The following is a 19,257-nucleotide window of genomic DNA, read 5'->3' as shown; positions in this document are numbered from 1 at the left end:
TGGCGGGGGTTCGAAAGGCGCTAAATTGCCGGGGAAAGCGGCAAGCTGCAAGCTACAAGCTGGAAGAAAAAGCAGCAGAGTGCACGGCCCACGCTTTCTTGTCGCTTGCAACTTGCAGCTCGCCGCTCAAGAGAGCCTCAAGCCCCGTGGCACTTCTTGAATTTCTTCTGGCTGCCACACGGGCAAGGATCGTTGCGCCCGACATCCTTCAGGGCATTGCGGACCGGCTCCTGGTGGCCGTGGTTGCAGTGCGGGCCGTGCACATGGCCATGATCGTGGTGGTGGTCGTGACCGTGGTTGCAGTCGGGGCCATGGACATGGGGTTGCTGGGTCATTGCAGGGTTACTCCGGTTGAAGATCGCCGGGGATTATCTCACCACTGCGCGACAAGTGCAGGTCCCGGCGAATGAGCAAGCCGGTATTCAGTTCGCCCTGCAGCCGGTAGTGCAATGGCTGCTCGCTGCGCAGCAGCTTGGCCAGGGGCTTGAGCTGCCGCCACAGGTTGGTCCGTGCGGTGATCTTGAAGGTCCGCCGGGCATGGCCGCCGACGCTGCGCCAGAGGCTGGCCTGGTCCTCGACCAGCAGCAGGTCGTTGAGCCGCACCGAGTAGGCCAGGTTGCGGATGAACAGGCGGCTGTCGTTGGGGTTGTCGACGCGCAGGTGCAGGACGAATTCCTGCTGGTGCAGCCGGGCCTTGACCGTCTCGACCTTGACCAGGTGCACCTCGGGCTGGCGCCAGTCGCTGCCGCCCCAGCCGGCGCAACCTGCCAGCAGCGTCAGCACGAAGCTGAAGACGAGCAGGCGGGCCAGGGCGATCATGCTCAGCTACCGATGTAACTGGCGCAGCACTTCTTGAACTTCTGCCCGCTGGCGCAGGGGCAGGGGTCGTTGCGTCCGGCCTTCAGCCCCACGGTCGGGTCGATGAAGTACCAGCGCCCGTCGTGCTGGACGAAGGCCGACCGCTCGCGGTGCTGGTGGTCGCCTTCCTGGTCGTGCCAGCGCGCGGTGAAGGTGACGAAGGCATGTTCAGGCTGACCACCGAGCACCTCGGCGCTCTCCACCTCCAGGCCCAGCCAGGTGCTGCCGGCACTCCAGGCGGCCATGGCGGCGCAGTCCAGGCCGGCCTGCTGGGCCGGCAGGGTGGTGGCCACCAGGTAGTCGACCAGGCCCAGCACATAGGCGCTGTAGCGCGAGCGCATCAGCGCCTGGGCATCCGGGGCCGGGGTGCCGGCATGGTAATGCCCGCAGCAGGCGTCGAGCAGGTTGCCACTGCCACAAGGGCAGACCGAGACACTCATCGGGTCACCACCAGTACTTGCCGAAGTTTTCAGGGTTGGCCCAGAACTTGGCGTTGAGCCAGTCGGGGACCTGCTTGTAGTCATGTAGATCATAGGTGAACAGGCTCAGCACCTGCTCGTCGCGGCGAAACTTCTCGCTGGCCGACAGGGCCAGGGCGAAGAAGTCGGTGTCCTGCCAGCCACAGGCGGCCAGGTCTGCCAGCACCGCGACCCTGCTGGCATTGAGATTGCGGATGCCACCCAGCAGTTCCAGGCCGGCGCGCCGGGGCAGGTGTTCGAGGCAGTCGACCAGCACCGCCAGGTCGAAGCGCTGGGCAGCCAGCGGGGCCGGCAGCGGGCCTGGCGCGGCGACCTCGATGCAAGTGCCGGGGTGGGCCTCGGCGAAGGCGTCCAGGGCCGGAAAACGGCTGCCGACCAGCAGCAGGCGCTGGGGCGTGAAGCGCTCGAGCAGGGCGGCCAGCGCCTGCTGCGGCGTGCGTTGGGAAAAACCGTCGGTCATTGCCAATCCTCGTTCAGGTCGCTCAAGACTAACGGGCCGGCGCGCGCGGGCAAAGGGGCGAGCGGCCGCGTCGTGGCTTATTGCTGGCAGAGAGGTAATGCGCGGTCTTTACTCCCAAGGATCGGTCTTATGCCGATTCCCCCTAGGAGAAGCAACGAAATGAGCATAGTACGCACAGCGATACCCCTGGTTCTGCTCACCAGTGTGTTAACTGGTTGTGCAGGTTTGCAAAAAACCGACTGGCCGAAGTGTGCTGCCGTCGGGGGTGTGAGCGGCGCGGCCCTCGGCGCCATCGAGAGCTCCAGCTGGGCCGGATGGGGCGCGCTGCTCGGCGGTGGCCTGGCGGCGGGCTACTGCTGGGCCCATGGCGATGGCGACGAAGATGGCGATGGCGTGCCGGACAGCCGCGACAAGTGCCCTGGCACGCCGCGTGGCGTGCAGGTCGATGCCAATGGCTGCCCGCCGGAGCCGGTCGCCGTGGTGGAAGAGGTGGTGGTGGAGAAAGAGGAAGTCATCGTCATCCGTGACGTGCACTTCGAATTCGACTCCGCACGCCTGACCGCCGCCGACAAGACCCGGCTAGACACCATCGCCACTCGCCTGAAGCAGGAAGCGCCGAGCGCCCGCCTGAGCGTCACCGGGCATACCGACAGCGTCGGCTCCGACAGCTACAACCAGAAACTGTCCGAGCGCCGTGCCCACTCGGTCACCGACTACCTGGTCGACAGCGGCGTGCCACGCAGCAGCTTCGTCTCGGTGGTGGGCGCAGGCGAAACCCAGCCGGTCGCGGACAACGCCACCGCCGATGGCCGTGCCATGAACCGTCGCACCGAGATCAAGATCGAGCGTTGACGGCAGGCGCCCGCGCCTTGAGAAGTGGCGCGGGCGCGTCTTTACTCCTGAATGACCGGTTCGGGCCGGTGACACAGGAGCATTCATCATGAGTGTTTTGTCGAAGGCGGCACTGCCACTGCTGGTGGCCTCCAGCCTGCTTACCGGTTGCGCCACCCACAGCGATGGTAGTGCGCCCCTCAATCAACGGAACTGGCCCCTGTGCAGCCTGCTCGGCGGGTTGGTCGGCGGTGGCCTGGGCGCCATCGAGAGTTCCAGTTGGGCCGCCGGTGCCGGCGTCGCTGGCGCCATCGCCGGTGGCTTGATCTGCTACGCCCAGGATGGCGACGAAGATGGCGATGGCGTCTTCGACCGTCGTGACCGTTGCCCCGATACCCCGGCCGGTACCGCGGTCGACCACATGGGCTGCCCATTGCCGCAATACCCACCCTCCACGCCCAAGGCCGAGGCGCCAGTCCCCGAGGTGATCACCCTCGACGACCAGGGGCAGGTGTTGTTCGCCTTCGACTCGGCCGAGTTGACGGCGGGTGCCAGGGAACGCCTGCTGGCCTTGCTACCCACGCTCAATGACCCCCGTGTGGCCAGCATCAGGGTCATCGGCCACACCGACAGTGTCGGCACCGATGGCTACAACCAGGGGCTGTCCGAGCGTCGCGCCAGCAGCGTCGCTGAATTTCTCATCAGCCAGGGGGTGGCGCCGAACAAGGTGACCAGCCAAGGGCGTGGCGAAAGCGAACCGGTGGCCGAAAACGGCACCGACGAAGGCCGCGCGCACAACCGCCGGGTGGAACTGCACCTCGACTGACTAGCAGGGAGGGAACATGAAATTCATCCTGGGTCTGGGCAAGGCCTTGACGGTGGTGTTCTGGTGGGTGGTGCTGGTGAACCTGTTCATACCCCAGCCGCTGCCATTCAACCTGTTGATCAATGCCGCGGGCATCGCCCTGCTGGGGCTGCATTTCCTGGAGGTGCTGTTCTTCAATGGCAGCCTGCGCGGGCGCAGCCATCGCTGGTTCGACCGCCTGCAGATCCTGCTGACCGGCATCTTTCACGTCATGTCCATTCCCAAGCCGCTGGAGGTGCCGCGCAAGGCGTAGATCGAGGCTGCCGAGGTGGCTCAAACCAGCAGCCGCGAACTGGCCACCGCCACCACCAGCAGCCCCAGCAGCAGGTTGATCCCCACCATCCGTCGTATCCGCCCCAGCACCCCGGCACCTGCCGCCCAATCCTCGGCCTGCACCGCCGCGCGCAGCTCCGGCAGCAGCAGCGCCTGGATCCGCAGGAACAGCGCGAACATGGCGATCCCCCCGCCGATCATCACCTGGATGTAGCGCGGTGCCGTCTCGAAGCCGGCGAAGCGCATATGCAACATGCCGATGCCGCTGATCGCCAGGATCGCTACCGCCAGCCAGACCCATCTGAAGAACCGTCGGAAAACTTCCACCCACAGCCGCAACCGTGCCGGCCCCTCCAGGGCCGCGACCGTTGCCGGGCGCAGCACCAGCCAGGCGAAGAACATGCCGCCGACCCAAACCAGGGCGGCCAGGACATGCAGGGTGTAGGGCAGGGCAAAGGCGAGCATCCGGATCTCCATGCGGCATAAAGGGCAATAGCGGGGTATGATAGCCGGCCCATGCGAAACACTGAAAATATATCCAGCCCTGCGGGCGCCCCCAGATCATGATCAGCAAAGAACTCAAAGCCACCATCCAGGGCGCCTACACGCGTTTTCTCGAAGCCAAGAGCCTGCGCCCACGCTACGGCCAGCGCCTGATGATCGCCGAAGTGGCCAAGGTCCTCGGCGACATCGCCTGCGACGACGAAGGCCGCCGCGCCGGCGAGCCCGCCGTGGTGGCGGTGGAGGCCGGTACCGGTACCGGCAAGACGGTCGCCTACAGCCTGGCCGCGATCCCCGCCGCCAAGGCCGCCGGCAAGCGCCTGGTGATCGCCACCGCGACCGTCGCCCTGCAGGAGCAGATCGTCTTCAAGGACCTGCCCGACCTGATGCGCAGCAGCGGCCTGAACTTCAGCTTCGCCCTGGCCAAGGGGCGCGGCCGCTACCTGTGCCTGTCCAAGCTCGACGTGCTGCTGCAGGAGGGCCATGCCCAGTCGGCCACCGCCCAGCTGTTCGAGGAGGAGGGCTTTCGCATCGAGGTCGACGAGAAGAGCCAGAAGCTGTTCAACAGCATGATCGAGAAGCTCGCCGGCAACCGCTGGGACGGTGACCGCGACAGTTGGCCCGAGGCCCTGGAGGACCAGGACTGGGCGCGGCTGACCACCGACCACAGCCAGTGCACCGGCCGCCACTGCCCGAACTTCCAGCAGTGCGTGTTCTACAAGGCCCGCGAGGGCATGGGCAAGGTCGACGTGATCGTCACCAACCACGACATGGTCCTGGCCGACCTGGCCCTGGGCGGCGGCGCCGTGCTGCCCGACCCGCGCGACACCATCTATGTGTTCGACGAAGGCCATCACCTGCCGGACAAGGCCATCGGCCATTTCGCCCACTATTCGCGCCTGCGCTCCACCGCCGACTGGCTGGAGCAGACCGCCAAGAACCTCACCAAGCTGCTGGCCCAGCACCCCTTGCCAGGCGACCTGGGCAAGTTGATCGAGCAGGTGCCGGAGCTGGCGCGGGAGATCCGTACCCAGCAGCAGTTCATGTTCACGCTGTGCGAGCAGGTGGCCGACTTCCGCCCCGGCGAGGACATGGAAGGCCGCGAGCGGCCACGCTACCGCTTCGAGGGCGGCGTGGTGCCGGAGCAGATCCGCGAGGTGGGCATCGAGCTGAAGAAAGGCTTCGCCCGCCTCAACGACCTGTTCACCCGCCTGGCCGACTTGCTCAAGGAAGGCATGGACGGCGAGACCAACATCGGTATCGCCAGCCACCAGGCCGAGGAGTGGTACCCCCTGTTCGGCAGCCTGGTGACCCGCGCCCAGGGCAACTGGGAACTGTGGACCGCCTTCACCGCCGAAGACCCGCAGGACAGCCCGCCGATGGCGCGTTGGCTGACCCTGGCCGAGAGCGGCGCGCTGTTCGACATCGAGGTCAACGCAAGCCCCATCCTCGCTGCCGAGATGCTGCGCCGCAGCCTGTGGAACGTCGCCCATGGCGCCTTGGTGACCTCGGCCACCCTGACCGCCCTGGGCAAGTTCGACCGCTTCCGCATGCGTTCGGGCCTGCCCCGCGACGCGGTCACCTGCGTGGTGCCCAGCCCGTTCCACCATGGCGATGCCGGCCTGCTGCGGGTTCCGGACCTGGGCGCCGATCCGCGCGATGTACCCGGGCACACCGCGGCGATCATCCGCGCGTTGCCCAACATGCTCGAGGACGCCCGTGGCGCGCTGGTGCTGTTCTCCTCGCGCAAGCAGATGCAGGATGTGTTCGACGGCCTGGACCGCGACTGGCGCAAGTTGGTGCTGATCCAGGGCAACCTGTCCAAGCAGGAAACCCTCAACAAGCACAAGGCGCGGGTCGACGATGGCCAGCACAGCGTGCTGTTCGGCCTGGCCAGCTTCGCCGAGGGGGTCGACCTGCCCGGCGCCTACTGCGAGCACGTGGTGATCGCCAAGATTCCCTTCGCCGTACCGGACGACCCGGTCGAGGCGGCGCTGGCCGAATGGATCGAGGCCCGCGGCGGCAATCCATTCATGGAGATCGCCGTGCCCGATGCCTCGCTGCGCCTGATCCAGGCTTGCGGTCGCCTGCTGCGTACCGAGCAGGACCGTGGCGTCATCACCTTGCTGGATCGGCGCCTGGTCACCCAGCGCTATGGCAAGGCTATCCTCAACGCCCTGCCGCCGTTCCGGCGTGAGATTTCCTGACGGCCGGAGCATGATGCGCCGGTCCTCCGTCCACCTCTGTCGTCACCCATCGAGAGGAGAACGACCGCCCCATGATCCGCCGTACCCTGCCTGCCGTGTTCGCCCTGCTGTTCAGCTCGCCGCTGCTGGCCGGGCAGCAGACGTTGTTCAGCTTCGTGCGCCCGGCCTCCGTGGTCATCGTGACCACCACCGATGCCGACCTGCCGCAGTACAACGCGGAGCAGACAGCCGAGGGCGAGGTACTGCGGCGCGTGGTGTTCAACCCGGTGGCGCGGCCGACCTTGCGCTTGAGCCCGCAGAGCGGCGCCTGGGACTGGTCTGCCGGCCAGGCCCTGACGCTGCGCCTGCAGAGCGCCATGGATTGGGCCCTGACCGTGGACGTGACGGTGCAGAGCAGCGACGGCCGTACCCTGACCAGCCGTGTCGACCTGCCCGCAGGGCCCGCGCAGACCGTGATGGTGCCACTCAAGGCCCGTTCGCCGCTGAGCCAGGGCATGCGCGCCGGCCCTCCGATGCCCTGGGTCCATGAGGGCCAGCGCCTGCTGCTGGCCAGCAGTGAGGGGGAGGTCGACCTGGGGCAGGTCGTTTCCGTCAGCCTCAGTATCCCCAACCCCCGGGTAGCGCAGAGCCTGTTGATCGAGAAGGTCGGCATCCAGGACGATGACCTGGCATTCAAGGCGGCCTACGAAGGGCTGATCGACGCCTATGGCCAGTCCACCCGAGGGCGCTGGCCAGAGAAGATCATCAACGACCAGCAGCTCAAGGCCGCCGAGCGCCGCGAACGGCAGCAACTGCAAGGCTGGCTCGCCGAGCGTGGCAAGCAGCGCCTGGACATCTACGGCGGCCTGTTGGCGGGGCCGGTGTTCGAGGCCAAGGGCTTCTTTCGTACCGAGAAGCGTGATGGTCGTTGGTTCCTGGTGACGCCGGAAGGCCACCCGTTCTACTCCCTTGGCGTCAATGCCGTGGCCAGCGACGGCGGGCGCACCTACGTGGCCGGCCGCCAGACCCAGTTCCAGGCCTTGCCGGGCGAGGGCGAGCCCCTGGCGGCGTTCTATGGCGAAGGCAACAACGACGACGGCAATCCGTCGTCGCAAGGGCGCAACTTCAAGCAGGGGCGCTGGTTCGATTTCTATGCCGCCAACCTGCAGCGTACCTATGGCGAGCCTTGCCCGGAGGTACTCGAGGGGCAGACGGCCGAGGTTTGCCCAGCGCCGGCGGTGGATGCACCGCGTTGGCAGGCCCATGCCCTCGACCGTCTGCTGGCCTGGGGATTCAATACCCTGGGCAACTGGAGCGACCCGGCCTTGGGGCAGGCCAAGCGGGTGCCCTATACCTTGCCGCTGTCGATCGTCGGCGATTACGCCAGCATCAGCACGGGCATGGATTGGTGGGGACGCATGCCCGACCCGTTCGATCCACGCTTCGCCATGGCCACTGAACGTGCGGTGGCCATCGCCGCCCGCGATCATCGCAACGACCCTTGGCTGATCGGCTATTTCGCCGACAACGAGCTGGCCTGGGCCGCGCCCGGGGACGACCCCAAGGCCCGCTATGGCCTGGCCTACGGCACCCTGCGCCTGACCACCGACGTGCCGGCCAAGCGCGCCTTCCTCAAGCAGTTGCGCGACAAGTACCGCAACGAGGAGGGGCTGTCCAAGGCCTGGGGTATCGACCTGCAGGGCTGGGAGCTGCTGGAGGACCCCGGCTTCGAGGCGCCGCTGCCCAGCCCCGAGCACCCGGAGATCGAGCGCGACTACCAGCATTTCCAGCTGGTGTTCGCCGAGACCTACTTCAAGACCATCGCCGACTCGCTGCAGTGGCATGCCCCGAACCACCTGCTGCTGGGGGGACGCTATGCCGTGAGCACCCCGGAGGCGGTCAAGGCCTGCGCCGAGTTCTGCGATGTCCTGAGCTTCAATTTCTATACCCTCAAGCCCGAGGACGGCTACGACTTCGCCCAGCTGGCCGAGCTGGACAAGCCGGTGCTGGTCTCGGAATTCCAGTTCGGCTCCCGCGACCGTGGGCCGTTCTGGCCGGGGCCGCTGGAGGTCGCCCGCGAAGAGGACCGGGGGCCTGCCTATGGCAATTTCCTCAAGGCGGCGCTGGCCCAGCCGATGATCGTCGGCGCGCACTGGTTCCAGTACCTGGACCAGCCGGCCAGCGGGCGACTGCTCGATGGCGAGAACGGCCATCTGGGGCTGGTGGCCATTACCGACGTGCCGTACCCAGGCTTCGTCAAGGCGGTACGCAGGAGCAATCTGCAGTTGATGGACGAGCTGGGCAGGATCCTGGAAAAGCCGGCGCCCTGATTTTTCGTTGCCCGTACCGGCCCATTCGCGGCGGTACAGGCAGCGCAAGCCTCGAATCCCGACAGCACAGGCGACCACCCAGCCACAGGTTGTTTGCAAATCCGTCAACTACTGAAACAATGCATCCTTTTGTAAGACGAGTCGACGGAGAACAGGCGGGTGCAGATCCAGGGTCACTATGAGCTGAAGTTCGAGGCGGTGCGCGATGCCTTCGCCGCGTTGTTCGAAGATCCCCAGGAGCGTGGTGCGGCGCTGTGCATCCAGGTCGGTGGCGAAACGGTCGTCGACCTGTGGGCCGGTAGCGCCGACAGGGATGGCCAGGAAGCTTGGCACAGCGACACCATCGCCAACCTGTTCTCCTGCACCAAGACCTTCACCGCCGTCACCGCGTTGCAATTGGTGGGCGAGGGCAAGCTGGCCCTGGATACCCCGGTGGCGCGCTACTGGCCGGAGTTCGCCCAGGCCGGCAAGGACGGCGTGACCTTGCGTCAACTGCTCAGCCACCGCGCCGGCCTGCCAGCCATCCGCGAGCTGCTGCCGGCCGAGGCCCTGTACGATTGGCAGGCCATGGTCGATGCCCTGGCCGCCGAGGCGCCCTGGTGGGTGCCAGGCAGTGAGCACGGCTACGCTGCCATCACCTACGGCTGGCTGGTCGGCGAGCTGATTCGCCGCGCCGATGGGCGTGGCCCGGGTGAGTCGATCGTCGCCCGCACCGCACGGCCGCTGGGCCTGGATTTTCATGTGGGCCTGGCGGACGAGGAGTTCCACCGCGTGGCGCACATCGCCCGTGGCAAGGGCAACCCCGGCGACGCCGCGGCCCAGCGGCTGCTGCAGGTGACACTGCGTGAGCCGGAGGCACTGTCGACCCGCGCCTTCACCAACCCACCGGCGATCCTCACCAGCACCAACAAGCCCGAATGGCGGCGCATGCAGCAGCCTGCGGCCAACGGCCACGGCAACGCCCGCAGCCTGGCGGGCTTCTATGCCGGCCTGCTCGACGGCAGCCTGTTGGAGTCGGAGCTGCTCGACGAGCTGACCCGTGAACACAGCCTCGGCCAGGACCGTACCCTGCTGACCCAGACCCGCTTCGGCCTGGGCTGCATGCTCGACCAGCCCGACGTGGCCAACGCCACCTTTGGCCTGGGCGCGAAAGCCTTCGGCCATCCCGGCGCCGGTGGCTCGGTCGGCTTCGCCGATCCCGAGCACGATGTCGCCTTCGGTTTTGTCACCAATACCCTTGGCCCCTATGTGCTCATGGACCCCAGGGCACAGAAACTGGTGCGCGCCCTTGGCACGTGCCTTTGATCGGGTTGTGCGGGTATTGCCCGGATCCTTTGACTATCCTCAATGCCAACGCCTGGTGTGCGCGGGCAAAATCTCTTTCAATTTCATGGTGTATCGCTGATGTCTTCACATAAAACCTTAGCACTTGCCCTGTGCCTGGCCGCTACCGGTTGCGCCCAGCACCCGCAGACTGCCTCGAACGACACGAGCCACAGCTGGTGGCCATTCGGCTCGGACAAAGTGGCCGAGCAGGAAGTGAAGGAGGCTGTGACCGAGAAGGTGGCCAAGGCCGAGGCCAAGTCCGAGAGCGGCAGCCGCTGGTGGTGGCCCTTCGGCGGCGCAGAACAGCAGGCCAAGGGCCCGGCGGTGCCGAAGATCGACGAGAAGGCCACCCAGGCCTGGCTGGACGAGTACGAGCCCAAGGTGCGCGAGGCGATCAAGGGCAGCAAGTTCGAGCTGGAGCGCCGCGACGATGTGCTGGCGGTGACCATCCCGGTGGATGGCTCCTACAACCCGGATCGCCCGAACATGCTGCTGCCGATGACCCTGGGCCCGATCACCCGCGTGGCCAAGCTGGCCGAGGCCGATACGAAGAGCGCCGTGCTGATTCTGGGCCACGCCGACAGCAGCGGTGCCGCCGCGGCGAACCAGAAGCTCAGCCTGGAACGTGCCGCGTCGGTGTCGGCGATCTTCCGTCTCAGCGGCCTGGAGCGTGATCGCCTGATGCTCAAGGGCATGGGTTCGGACATGCCGCGTGCGGCCAACGACAGTGTCGAGGGCCGGAAGCTGAACCGTCGGGTGGAAATGCTGCTGACTCCGCAGAACACCATGGTGGCGCTGCTGGCCAAGTACCAGCAGGCCGCCCCGGCACCGGCCGCAGCCTCCATGGTTGCAGTCCAGGACGCCAAGGCGCCGGCAGCCAAGGCCGCCGCCAGCAAGCCTGCGGCGAAGGCCCCGGCCAAGACCGTGGCGAAGAAGCCTGCGGCCAAGACCACCGCGAAGAAGGCCTCGACCAACAAGAAAGTAGCCGCCAACAGCCCTGCGAAGAAAGGCAACTGATCGTCTTAAGGAAACGCAGTCATGACCCAATCCCTGGCCGATATGCGCCGCGACTACACCCGTGATGGCCTGGCCGAAGCTCAGGCCCCGGGTGAGCCGTTCGCCCTGTTCCACCAGTGGTTCGCCGATGCGGTGAAGACCGAGCAGCCACCGGTGGAGGCCAACGCCATGACCCTGGCCACTGTCGACGGCGAAGGCCGGCCGCATTGCCGGGTGCTGCTGCTCAAGGGGCTCGATGAGCGCGGTTTCACCTTCTTCACCAACTACGACAGCGCCAAGGGCCAGCAACTGCTGGCCAACCCCTTTGCCGCCATGACGTTCTTCTGGCCGGCATTGGAACGCCAGGTGCGTATCGAAGGGCGGGTGGAGAAGGTCACGGCCAAGGAGTCCGACGACTACTACCAGGTACGCCCGCTGGGCAGCCGCCTGGGGGCATGGGCGTCGCCGCAGAGCCGGGTGATTGCCAGCCGCGAGGCGTTGGAGAACCTGGTCAAGGCTACCGAGGCGCGTTTTTCCGATACCCAGCCGCATTGCCCCGAGCACTGGGGGGGCTATCGCTTGCTGCCCGAGCGCGTCGAGTTCTGGCAGGGGCGCGCGAGCCGCCTGCACGATCGCCTGAACTATCGCCTGGTGGATGGCCAGTGGCTGCGTGAGCGCCTGGCTCCCTAACCCGGATAGGCGGCGGCTTCGCGTTCCAGCCAGGCCGCCAGTTCCTTTCGCTTGATCTTCTGCGCCCGCGCCTGCTCGAGGCGTTGCAGCATGTAGGTGCGCTTGGCTTCGTCGTTGCCGGCCAGCGACAGCGCCAGGTCACGGTCCATCCAGCGTCGCATGCGCACGTACAGCCACCAATGGAAGTACAGGCCCGCGACGGTCGCGACCACGACGATGAAGTAATCCATGGCTATCCTTGGTCAGAATGTTTAGCCGCAACACAGCCGGCGCAGGCTGTACCTGAGCTGAATGAAAACAATTTTATAACCTTTGCGCCGTGACAGTCGTCAATCCACGGCGTCTAATGGACACATGACCTATGGAGAGTTATCCCATGCGTAAATCCGTTTTGCTGGTGGCGAGCTTCACCACCATGTCGCTGCTGCTCGGCGGTTGTGCCTCGAACCTGACGGGCGACAGCTATTCCCGGGATGAGGCCCGTCGCGTGCAGACCGTGCGCATGGGCACTATCGAATCCCTGCGCCCGGTGAAGATCGAAGGTACCAAGACCCCGATCGGCGGTGGCGCGGGCGCGATCGTCGGTGGCGTGGCCGGCAGCGCCGTGGGGGGTGGCCGTGGCAGCATCGTGGCTGCGGTGATCGGTGCCGTTGCCGGTGGCCTGGCCGGTTCTGCCGCCGAGGAAGGCCTGACCCGCACCCAGGGTGTCGAGATCACTGTGCGCGAGGACGACGGCAGCATGCGCGCCTATGTGCAGGAAGTGCAGCAGAACGAGATCTTCCGCGTCGGCGAGCGGGTACGCATCATGACCGTTGACGGTACCAGCCGCGTCACTCACTGAAGTTGCACTAAAAACAAACCCCGACACGGCGAGGCCGGTCGGGGTTTTTTCTTGCCTGCAAGGCGCTGTCAGGCATCCAGCCCCAGGATGTCCCGCGCCACCGCCTCGGCGACGCGAATGCCATCGACCCCGGCCGAGAGAATGCCGCCGGCGTAACCTGCGCCTTCGCCAGCCGGGAACAGGCCCTTGAGGTTGAGGCTCTGGTAGCTGGCGTCGCGGGTGATGCGCAGGGGCGAGGAGGTGCGCGTCTCGATGCCGGTCAGCACCGCATCGTGCAGGTTGTAGCCTTTGATCTGGCGATCGAAGGCCGGCAGTGCCTCACGGATGGCCTCGATGGCGAAATCGGGCAGGCTGGGTGCCAGGTCGCCGAGGGTCACCCCCGGTTTGTAGGACGGCTCGACACTGCCCAGCTCGGTGGAGGGCCGCCCGGCGACGAAGTCGCCGACCAGTTGCGCCGGTGCCTGGTAGTTGCTGCCGCCCAGCACGTAGGCATGGGCTTCCAGGCGCTCCTGCAGCTCGATACCGGCCAGCGGGCCGCCCGGGTAGTCGCGTTCGGGGTCGATGCCGACGACGATGCCGGAGTTGGCGTTGCGCTCGTTACGCGAATACTGGCTCATGCCATTGGTGACCACCCGGCCCGGCTCGCTGGTGGCGGCGACCACGGTGCCGCCTGGGCACATGCAGAAGCTGTAGACCGAGCGGCCGTTGCTGGCGTGATGCACCAGCTTGTAGTCGGCGGCGCCGAGTTTCGGGTGCCCGGCATACTTGCCCAGGCGCGCCTTGTCGATCAGCGATTGTGGGTGCTCGATGCGAAAACCGATGGAAAACGGCTTGGCTTCCATGTAGATGCCCTTGCCGTGCAGCATGCGGAAGGTGTCGCGAGCGCTGTGCCCCAGGGCCAGGACCACATGGCGCGAATGCAACTGCTCGCCGCTCTCCAGCACCACGCCGTTGAGCTGGCCATCGTCGATGAGCAGGTCGGTGACCTTTTCCTGGAAACGCACTTCGCCGCCCAGGGCGATGATTTCCTGGCGCATGTTCTCGACCATGCCGGTCAGGCGGAAGGTACCGATGTGCGGCTTGCTGATGTAGAGGATCTCGTCCGGGGCGCCGGCCTTGACGAACTCTTCCAAGACCTTGCGGCCATGGTGCAGCGGGTCCTTGATCTGGCTGTAGAGTTTGCCATCGGAGAAGGTCCCGGCGCCGCCTTCGCCGAACTGCACGTTGGACTCGGGGTTGAGCACGCTCTTGCGCCACAGGCCCCAGGTGTCCTTGGTGCGCTGGCGCACTTCCTTGCCGCGCTCGAGGATGATCGGTCGAAAGCCCATCTGTGCCAGCAACAGGCCGGCGAAGATGCCACAGGGGCCGAAGCCGACCACGATCGGGCGCTCCACCTGGTTGGCCGGAGCCTGGCCGACGAATGTGTAGCTGATGTCGGGGGCGACGCTGATGTTGCGGTCATCGGCGAACGTGTGCAGCAGTTGCGCCTCGTTGCTCGCTTCCAGGTCGATGGTGTAGATGAACAGCATCTCGCTGTTCTTCTTGCGGGCGTCGTAGCTGCGCTTGAACAGGGTGAAGCTGAGCAACTGCTCGTCGAGGATGCCCAGGCGCTGGACGATGGCCTCGCGCAGGGCCTCGTCGGAATGGTCCAGGGGCAGCTTCAGTTCGGTGATTCGTAGCATGGCAGGATCCAGTATCCCGGCCATGGGGTGGCCGGCGGCTTTACACAAACCGCCAAGTATAAGCTGTTCGCCACCTTGACTGGCAGGATAAACGCATCCGGGCGATCAGTTGTCGCGGGCGCCGCCGTAGTAGCCGCAGCCTTGCAGGGTCTGGCCGTCGATGCGCAGTTCGGCGCGCAGGTGGCGTATCGCGCCGGTGGCGATGTCGACGCAACGCTGCGGAGCGACCCAGAGCTCGATGTGTTGCCCATTGGCTTCGCTGGACAGGCTCAGGCCGCCGTTGGGCATCTGTTCTTCCAGGTAGGGCAGTGGCAGCGGATCCTGGCCGAGCCGTTCCAGGACCATACCCTTGCCGCTGGCCTTGATCGCCCAGCCTGGTTCATGGCCGTCGGCGCGCAGGGTCAGTTGCTTGAAGTTGGGATCGCCGCAGGCATTGGCGGAAGGCTCGAGACGGTACAGGCGCGTCACGTCGAGGCGGCCATCGCTGTCGGCCTGCTTGCTGCCGGCAAGGCGGCCGCGCACGTCGGCGAACAGCGTGTCGCCAGCATCCTCGGCGAGGTTGGCGGCTTCCTGCAGCAGGCCGGTGGCCCCCACGTCGTTGACCTCGAAGTGGCGGCTTTCGCTGCAGGGCTTGAACAGCAGCTTGCCACCTCCGGCACTCAGTTCGCCCTGCATGCGCGTGGTGCCGATGTTCGGGTCGGTTGGCTTGTTCGCCAGCGCCTGGCAGCCTGCGAACAGGGGGAGCAGGGTGACGAGCAGCAGGGAAGGGGTGACGCGCATGGGGCAGGCTCCGGGCGATCCAGCAAAAGAAGTGGCCACGTTACTCAGCCTGGGGGGCGATCACAAGGTTTCATGTGTTCCGCTCTGTTGGCAGCGGTCTGGTGTGCCGGGCGAAGCCCCAATTGCCATTTGGGGCCGCTTCGCGCCCCATCGCCGGCAAGCTCCCACATGGCCCGTGCAAACCGCATCATGTGTGGTCGACGCGGTCCCTGTGGGAAGCCGGCTTGCCGGCGATGGGCTGCGAGGCAGCCCCAAATATGACAAAGCGCCGCTTAACTGACAGGCGTTGGCCCGAAGGCCCTTTTCCACACCATGACGATCAACCGCCCAGGTAGGCGTCGCGCACCTTCGGGTCGCTGAGCAACGCCTCGCCGGTGCCCTGCATGACCACGTGGCCGTTCTCCAGCACGTAGGCGCGGTCGGCGATCTTCAACGCCTGGTTAGCGTTCTGCTCCACCAGGAACACGGTCACGCCATCGCGGCGCAACTGCTCGATGATGTCGAAGATCTGCTGGATGATGATCGGCGCCAGGCCCAGCGACGGCTCGTCGAGCAGCAGCAGCTTGGGCTTGCTCATCAGCGCCCGGCCGATGGCCAGCATCTGCTGCTCGCCGCCGGACATGGTGCCGCCACGCTGCACATAGCGCTCCTTCAGGCGCGGGAACAGTTGCAGGACCCTGTCCAACTGCTCCTGGTAGTCGCCCTTGCTGGTGAAGAAGCCGCCCATGGCCAGGTTCTCCTCCACGGTCAGGCGGGCGAACACGCGGCGGCCCTCCGGGACCACGGCGATGCTCTTGCGCATGATGTGCGAGGAAGGCTGGCCGACCAGCTCCTCGCCCAGGTACGTGATGCTGCCGCTGTGTGCCTGGGGCGAGCCGCAGAGGGTCATCAGCAGGGTCGACTTGCCGGCGCCGTTGGCGCCGATCAGGGTGACGATCTCGCCCTGGTTGATCTCCACGTTGACGCTGTGCAGCGCCTGGATCTTGCCGTAGAAGGTGGAAACGTTCTCGAACTTCAGCATTTACGCCTCCCCCAGGTAGGCCTTGATCACATCAGGGTTGCCGCGGATCTCCTCCGGCGTGCCGTCGGCCAGGGGCGTGCCCTGGTTGATCACCACGATGTGGTCGGAAATGCTCATCACCAGCTTCATGTCGTGCTCGATCAGCAGCACCGTCACGTTGTGCGACTCGCGAAGGTAGCTGATCAGGGCCTTGAGGTCCTCGGTTTCCCGGGGGTTGAGGCCAGCGGCCGGCTCGTCGAGCATGATGATCCGGGGCTGGGTCATCATGCAGCGGGCGATCTCCAGGCGACGCTGCTGGCCGTAGGCCAGGGTACCGGCGGTACGGTTGGCGAAGGCGGTCAGGTTGACCTTCTCCAGCCAGTACTGGGCCCGTTCCATGGCCTCCTTCTCGCTGCGGCGGAAGCTCGGGGTCTTGAGCAGGCCGGCGAAGAAGTTGGTGTTCAGGTGCCGGTGCTGGGCGATCAGCAGGTTTTCCAGCGCGGTCATTTCCTTGAACAGGCGTACGTTCTGGAAGGTCCGCACCACGCCCTTGCGGGCGATCTGGTGGCCGGCCAGGCCCTGGATCGGCTGGCCATCGAGCAGGATGGTGCCGCCAGTGGGCTTGTAGAAGCCGGTCAGGCAGTTGAACACGGTGGTCTTGCCGGCGCCGTTCGGGCCGATCAGCGCCACCACCTGTTTTTCCTTGACGGTCAGGCCCACGCCATTGACCGCCAACAAGCCGCCGAAGCGCATGCTCAGGCCGCTGACTTGCAGAATTTCGCGGCTCATCGACGCAGCTCCATGTGTGGACGTTGCATAGGCAGCAGGCCTTGCGGACGCCAGATCATCATCAACACCATCATCGCGCCGAACATCAGCATGCGGTACTCGCTGAACTCACGCATCAGCTCCGGCAACAGGATCATCACGATGGCCGCGAGGATCACGCCCAACTGCGAACCCATGCCGCCGAGGACGACGATGGCGAGGATGATCGCCGACTCGATGAAGGTGAACGACTCCGGTGTCACCAGCCCTTGGCGAGCGGCGAAGAAGCTGCCGGCGAAACCGGCGAAGCAGGCACCCAGGGTGAAGGCCGACAGCTTGATCACGGTCGGGTTCAGGCCCAGGGCACGGCAGGCGATCTCGTCCTCGCGCAGGGCTTCCCAGGCGCGGCCGATCGGCATGCGCAGCAGGCGGTTGATGACGAACAGCGCCAGCAACGCCAGCAGCAGGGCTACCAGGTAGAGGAAGATGACCTTGTTGATCGAGTTGTACGGCAGGCCGAAGAACTCGTGGAAGGTCTGCATCCCCTCGGCGGCGCGGCGTTCGAAGGTCAGGCCGAAGAAGGTCGGCTTGTCGATGTTGCTGATGCCGTTGGGGCCGCCCGTGAGGCTGGTGAGGTTGCGCAGGAACAGGCGGATGATCTCGCCAAAGCCCAGGGTCACGATCGCCAGGTAGTCACCGCGCAGGCGCAGCACCGGGAAGCCCAGCAGGAAGCCGAAGATGGCCGCCATCAGGCCGGCGATCGGCAGGCACACCCAGAAGCTCAGGCCGTAGTAGTGCGACAGCAGGGCGTAGCTGTAGGCGCCGACGGCGTAGAAGCCGACGTAGCCCAGGTCGAGCAGGCCGGCAAGGCCCACCACGATGTTCAGGCCCAGGCCCAGCAACACGTAGATCAGGATCAGGGTGGCGATGTCGACCGCGCCACGCGAGCCGAAGAACGGCCAGACCAGCGCCACCACGATCAGGCCCAGGATCACCCAGCGCTGGGTCTTGGGCAGGGTCAGGTAGTTGCTGACGGCTGGGGGGATCAGCTTGCGCTCGGGGCGCCCGCGCATCATCGAGTTCCATTGCTTGTCGAACAGCACGCGCAGGAACATCAGTACCGAGCAGACGGTGATGACCGTGAGGGTGAACGGGCCCTGGCTGTGGACCACCAGCCGGATGCCGTCGATGCTGAGTTTCAGGCCCAGCACCGGGAAGGCCACGGCCCAGACCAGGGCGGCGCTGAACAGCGCCTGTTTGAGATGTCTGTTCATACTTTTTCAACCTCCGGACGGCCCAGGATGCCGGTCGGCCGGAACAGCAAGACGAGAACCAACAGGCCGAACGCCACCACGTCCTTGTACTGGTCGCCGAAGATGTCGGCGCCGAAGGCTTCCGCCACGCCCAGCACCAGCCCGCCGAGCATGGCGCCCGGGATGCTGCCGATGCCGCCCAGTACCGCCGCGGTGAAGGCCTTCAGGCCCACCAGGAAGCCGGCGTTGGGGTTGATCACCCCGTACTGCATGCTCAGCAGTACGGCCGCCACCGCCGCCAGGGCGGCACCGATGACGAAGGTCAGGGCGATGATGTTGTTGGTGTTGATGCCCAGCAGGTTGGCCATCTTGAGGTCCTCGGCGCAGGCGCGGCAGGCGCGACCCAGACGGGAACGGGAGATGAACAGGGTCAGGCAGGTCATGGCCACGAGGGTGACCACGAAGACCAGGATCTGCATGTAGGACACCAGCACCTCTTGCGCGCCGCCCGGCCCGAAGGAGAAGGAGCCCGGGATCAGGTTGGGGATGGACTTGTCCTTGGAGTCCTGCGACAGCAGGACGGTGTTCTGCAGGAAGATCGACATACCGATGGCGGAGATCAGCGGGATCAGGCGGTTGCTGTTGCGCAACGGCCGGTAGGCGACCCGTTCGATGCTATAGCCATAGGCACTGGTCACGACCATGGTGGCGATGAACGCCACGGCCATCAGTAGCGGCAGCGAGTCGATGCCCATCATGGCCAGGCCCGCCAGGGCGATGAAGGCCACGTAGGAACCGATCATGTACACCTCGCCATGGGCGAAGTTGATCATGCCGATGATGCCGTACACCATCGTGTAGCCGATGGCGATCAAGGCGTAGGTGCTGCCGATGGTCAATCCATTAACCAGTTGTTGGAAGAAATGGTAGATCTCAGGCATTTACAGCGCTCCTAAAAACCTGATTAGCATTTCGCTGGCGGGTGATGAACCCGGCTCGCCTCGTAGGCGTTGGCAACGAGGGTGGGCACGGCCAGGGAACCGCGGGTGACGGTTTTAAGATTTTCAGGTGAACCCCCTCCCGGATCGCGGGAATCGGGCCCATGAACCTCGTAAAACAAAGCCCACTGCTCACACAG

The 19,257-nt window shown here is 65.8% G+C and carries 21 protein-coding genes; 9 read left to right on the top strand and 12 right to left on the bottom strand.

What is annotated here, in order from left to right:
- Positions 1–137: 137 nt before the first annotated feature.
- The 4 genes from WCE05_RS20520 to WCE05_RS20505 are packed head-to-tail and all read right to left on the bottom strand — an operon-like array spanning position 138 to position 1,797.
- The gene (locus tag WCE05_RS20520) at positions 138–335 is read right to left on the bottom strand and encodes an SEC-C metal-binding domain-containing protein (protein ID WP_225788145.1); all 198 of its coding nucleotides are present in this window, start codon (positions 333–335) and stop codon (positions 138–140) included.
- Positions 336–342: 7 nt separating this feature from the next.
- Complete coding sequence (locus WCE05_RS20515) at positions 343–819, bottom strand: LEA type 2 family protein (RefSeq protein WP_225788146.1); 477 nt, start codon at positions 817–819, stop codon at positions 343–345.
- A 2-nt stretch (positions 820–821) separates the two neighbouring features.
- Positions 822–1,298 (bottom strand): YchJ family protein, encoded by a 477-nt coding sequence (locus tag WCE05_RS20510; protein ID WP_368816461.1) that lies wholly within the window; start codon positions 1,296–1,298, stop codon positions 822–824.
- Positions 1,299–1,302: 4 nt separating this feature from the next.
- Complete coding sequence (locus tag WCE05_RS20505; protein WP_225788148.1) at positions 1,303–1,797, bottom strand: DUF6231 family protein; 495 nt, start codon at positions 1,795–1,797, stop codon at positions 1,303–1,305.
- A 159-nt stretch (positions 1,798–1,956) separates the two neighbouring features.
- On the opposite strand from WCE05_RS20505, the gene WCE05_RS20500 reads away from it, so the two are divergent.
- From WCE05_RS20500 to WCE05_RS20490, 3 genes are all read left to right on the top strand, one after another.
- Entirely contained in the window at positions 1,957–2,649 is a 693-nt protein-coding gene (locus WCE05_RS20500) for an OmpA family protein (protein WP_225788149.1), read from the top strand.
- An 88-nt stretch (positions 2,650–2,737) separates the two neighbouring features.
- Positions 2,738–3,454, top strand: a complete 717-nt coding sequence (locus tag WCE05_RS20495) for an OmpA family protein (RefSeq protein ID WP_225788150.1) — start codon at positions 2,738–2,740, stop codon at positions 3,452–3,454.
- A 16-nt stretch (positions 3,455–3,470) separates the two neighbouring features.
- Positions 3,471–3,746 (top strand): DUF1145 domain-containing protein, encoded by a 276-nt coding sequence (locus WCE05_RS20490; protein WP_225788151.1) that lies wholly within the window; start codon positions 3,471–3,473, stop codon positions 3,744–3,746.
- A gap of 20 nt (positions 3,747–3,766) precedes the next feature.
- Here WCE05_RS20490 and WCE05_RS20485 read toward each other — a convergent pair whose 3' ends face one another.
- Positions 3,767–4,231, bottom strand: a complete 465-nt coding sequence (locus WCE05_RS20485) for a CopD family protein (RefSeq protein WP_225788152.1) — start codon at positions 4,229–4,231, stop codon at positions 3,767–3,769.
- A 98-nt stretch (positions 4,232–4,329) separates the two neighbouring features.
- Here WCE05_RS20485 and dinG point away from each other — a divergent pair, with 98 nt between their 5' ends.
- The 5 genes from dinG (at position 4,330) to pdxH (ending at position 11,795) form a co-directional block, all read left to right on the top strand.
- Positions 4,330–6,474 (top strand): ATP-dependent DNA helicase DinG, encoded by a 2,145-nt coding sequence (gene dinG, locus WCE05_RS20480; RefSeq protein WP_368816460.1) that lies wholly within the window; start codon positions 4,330–4,332, stop codon positions 6,472–6,474.
- A gap of 71 nt (positions 6,475–6,545) precedes the next feature.
- Positions 6,546–8,783: a beta-agarase gene (locus WCE05_RS20475; RefSeq protein WP_368816459.1), complete on the top strand. Its 2,238-nt coding sequence runs from the start codon at positions 6,546–6,548 to the stop codon at positions 8,781–8,783.
- A 159-nt stretch (positions 8,784–8,942) separates the two neighbouring features.
- A complete protein-coding gene (locus tag WCE05_RS20470; protein ID WP_253168360.1) occupies positions 8,943–10,088 on the top strand; it encodes a serine hydrolase domain-containing protein in 1,146 nt (381 codons plus the stop codon).
- 99 nt (positions 10,089–10,187) lie between these two features.
- Positions 10,188–11,126 carry an OmpA family protein gene (locus WCE05_RS20465; RefSeq protein WP_368816458.1) on the top strand — a complete coding sequence of 313 codons (939 nt, stop codon included), beginning with the start codon at positions 10,188–10,190 and terminating at the stop codon, positions 11,124–11,126.
- Between the two features lie 21 nt (positions 11,127–11,147).
- Positions 11,148–11,795, top strand: a complete 648-nt coding sequence (pdxH, locus tag WCE05_RS20460) for a pyridoxamine 5'-phosphate oxidase (RefSeq protein ID WP_225788157.1) — start codon at positions 11,148–11,150, stop codon at positions 11,793–11,795.
- Here pdxH and WCE05_RS20455 read toward each other — a convergent pair.
- Positions 11,792–12,025 carry a hypothetical protein gene (locus tag WCE05_RS20455; RefSeq protein WP_225788158.1) on the bottom strand — a complete coding sequence of 78 codons (234 nt, stop codon included), beginning with the start codon at positions 12,023–12,025 and terminating at the stop codon, positions 11,792–11,794. The genes pdxH and WCE05_RS20455 overlap by 4 nt on opposite strands.
- Positions 12,026–12,171: 146 nt before the next feature.
- Between WCE05_RS20455 and WCE05_RS20450 the strand changes: the two genes are divergently transcribed.
- Complete coding sequence (locus WCE05_RS20450) at positions 12,172–12,636, top strand: glycine zipper 2TM domain-containing protein (RefSeq protein WP_225788159.1); 465 nt, start codon at positions 12,172–12,174, stop codon at positions 12,634–12,636.
- A 68-nt stretch (positions 12,637–12,704) separates the two neighbouring features.
- On the opposite strand, the gene WCE05_RS20445 is transcribed toward WCE05_RS20450, so the two are convergent.
- The 6 genes from WCE05_RS20445 to livH all read right to left on the bottom strand — a co-directional run bounded on the left by WCE05_RS20445 (position 12,705) and on the right by livH (position 19,060).
- Positions 12,705–14,318: an NAD(P)/FAD-dependent oxidoreductase gene (locus WCE05_RS20445; RefSeq protein WP_225788160.1), complete on the bottom strand. Its 1,614-nt coding sequence runs from the start codon at positions 14,316–14,318 to the stop codon at positions 12,705–12,707.
- A 105-nt stretch (positions 14,319–14,423) separates the two neighbouring features.
- A complete protein-coding gene (locus WCE05_RS20440; protein WP_225788161.1) occupies positions 14,424–15,098 on the bottom strand; it encodes a COG3650 family protein in 675 nt (224 codons plus the stop codon).
- A 319-nt stretch (positions 15,099–15,417) separates the two neighbouring features.
- Positions 15,418–16,119: an ABC transporter ATP-binding protein gene (locus tag WCE05_RS20435; protein ID WP_225788162.1), complete on the bottom strand. Its 702-nt coding sequence runs from the start codon at positions 16,117–16,119 to the stop codon at positions 15,418–15,420.
- Positions 16,120–16,887: a high-affinity branched-chain amino acid ABC transporter ATP-binding protein LivG gene (livG, locus tag WCE05_RS20430; RefSeq protein ID WP_225788163.1), complete on the bottom strand. Its 768-nt coding sequence runs from the start codon at positions 16,885–16,887 to the stop codon at positions 16,120–16,122.
- On the bottom strand, positions 16,884–18,140 hold the full coding sequence (locus WCE05_RS20425; RefSeq protein ID WP_368816457.1) for a high-affinity branched-chain amino acid ABC transporter permease LivM: 1,257 nt from the start codon (positions 18,138–18,140) through the stop codon (positions 16,884–16,886). Before WCE05_RS20425 ends, livG begins: the two co-directional genes overlap by 4 nt.
- Positions 18,137–19,060, bottom strand: a complete 924-nt coding sequence (livH, locus tag WCE05_RS20420) for a high-affinity branched-chain amino acid ABC transporter permease LivH (protein ID WP_225788165.1) — start codon at positions 19,058–19,060, stop codon at positions 18,137–18,139. The genes WCE05_RS20425 and livH overlap by 4 nt, the downstream gene beginning before the upstream one ends.
- Positions 19,061–19,257 lie beyond the last annotated feature (197 nt).

Source organism: Pseudomonas sp. I2 (genome assembly GCF_040984075.1).
Taxonomy (GTDB): domain Bacteria; phylum Pseudomonadota; class Gammaproteobacteria; order Pseudomonadales; family Pseudomonadaceae; genus Aquipseudomonas; species Aquipseudomonas guariconensis_B.
The sequence above is the reverse complement of the archived record's forward strand: the minus strand, read 5'-3'. Positions and strand labels throughout refer to the sequence as shown.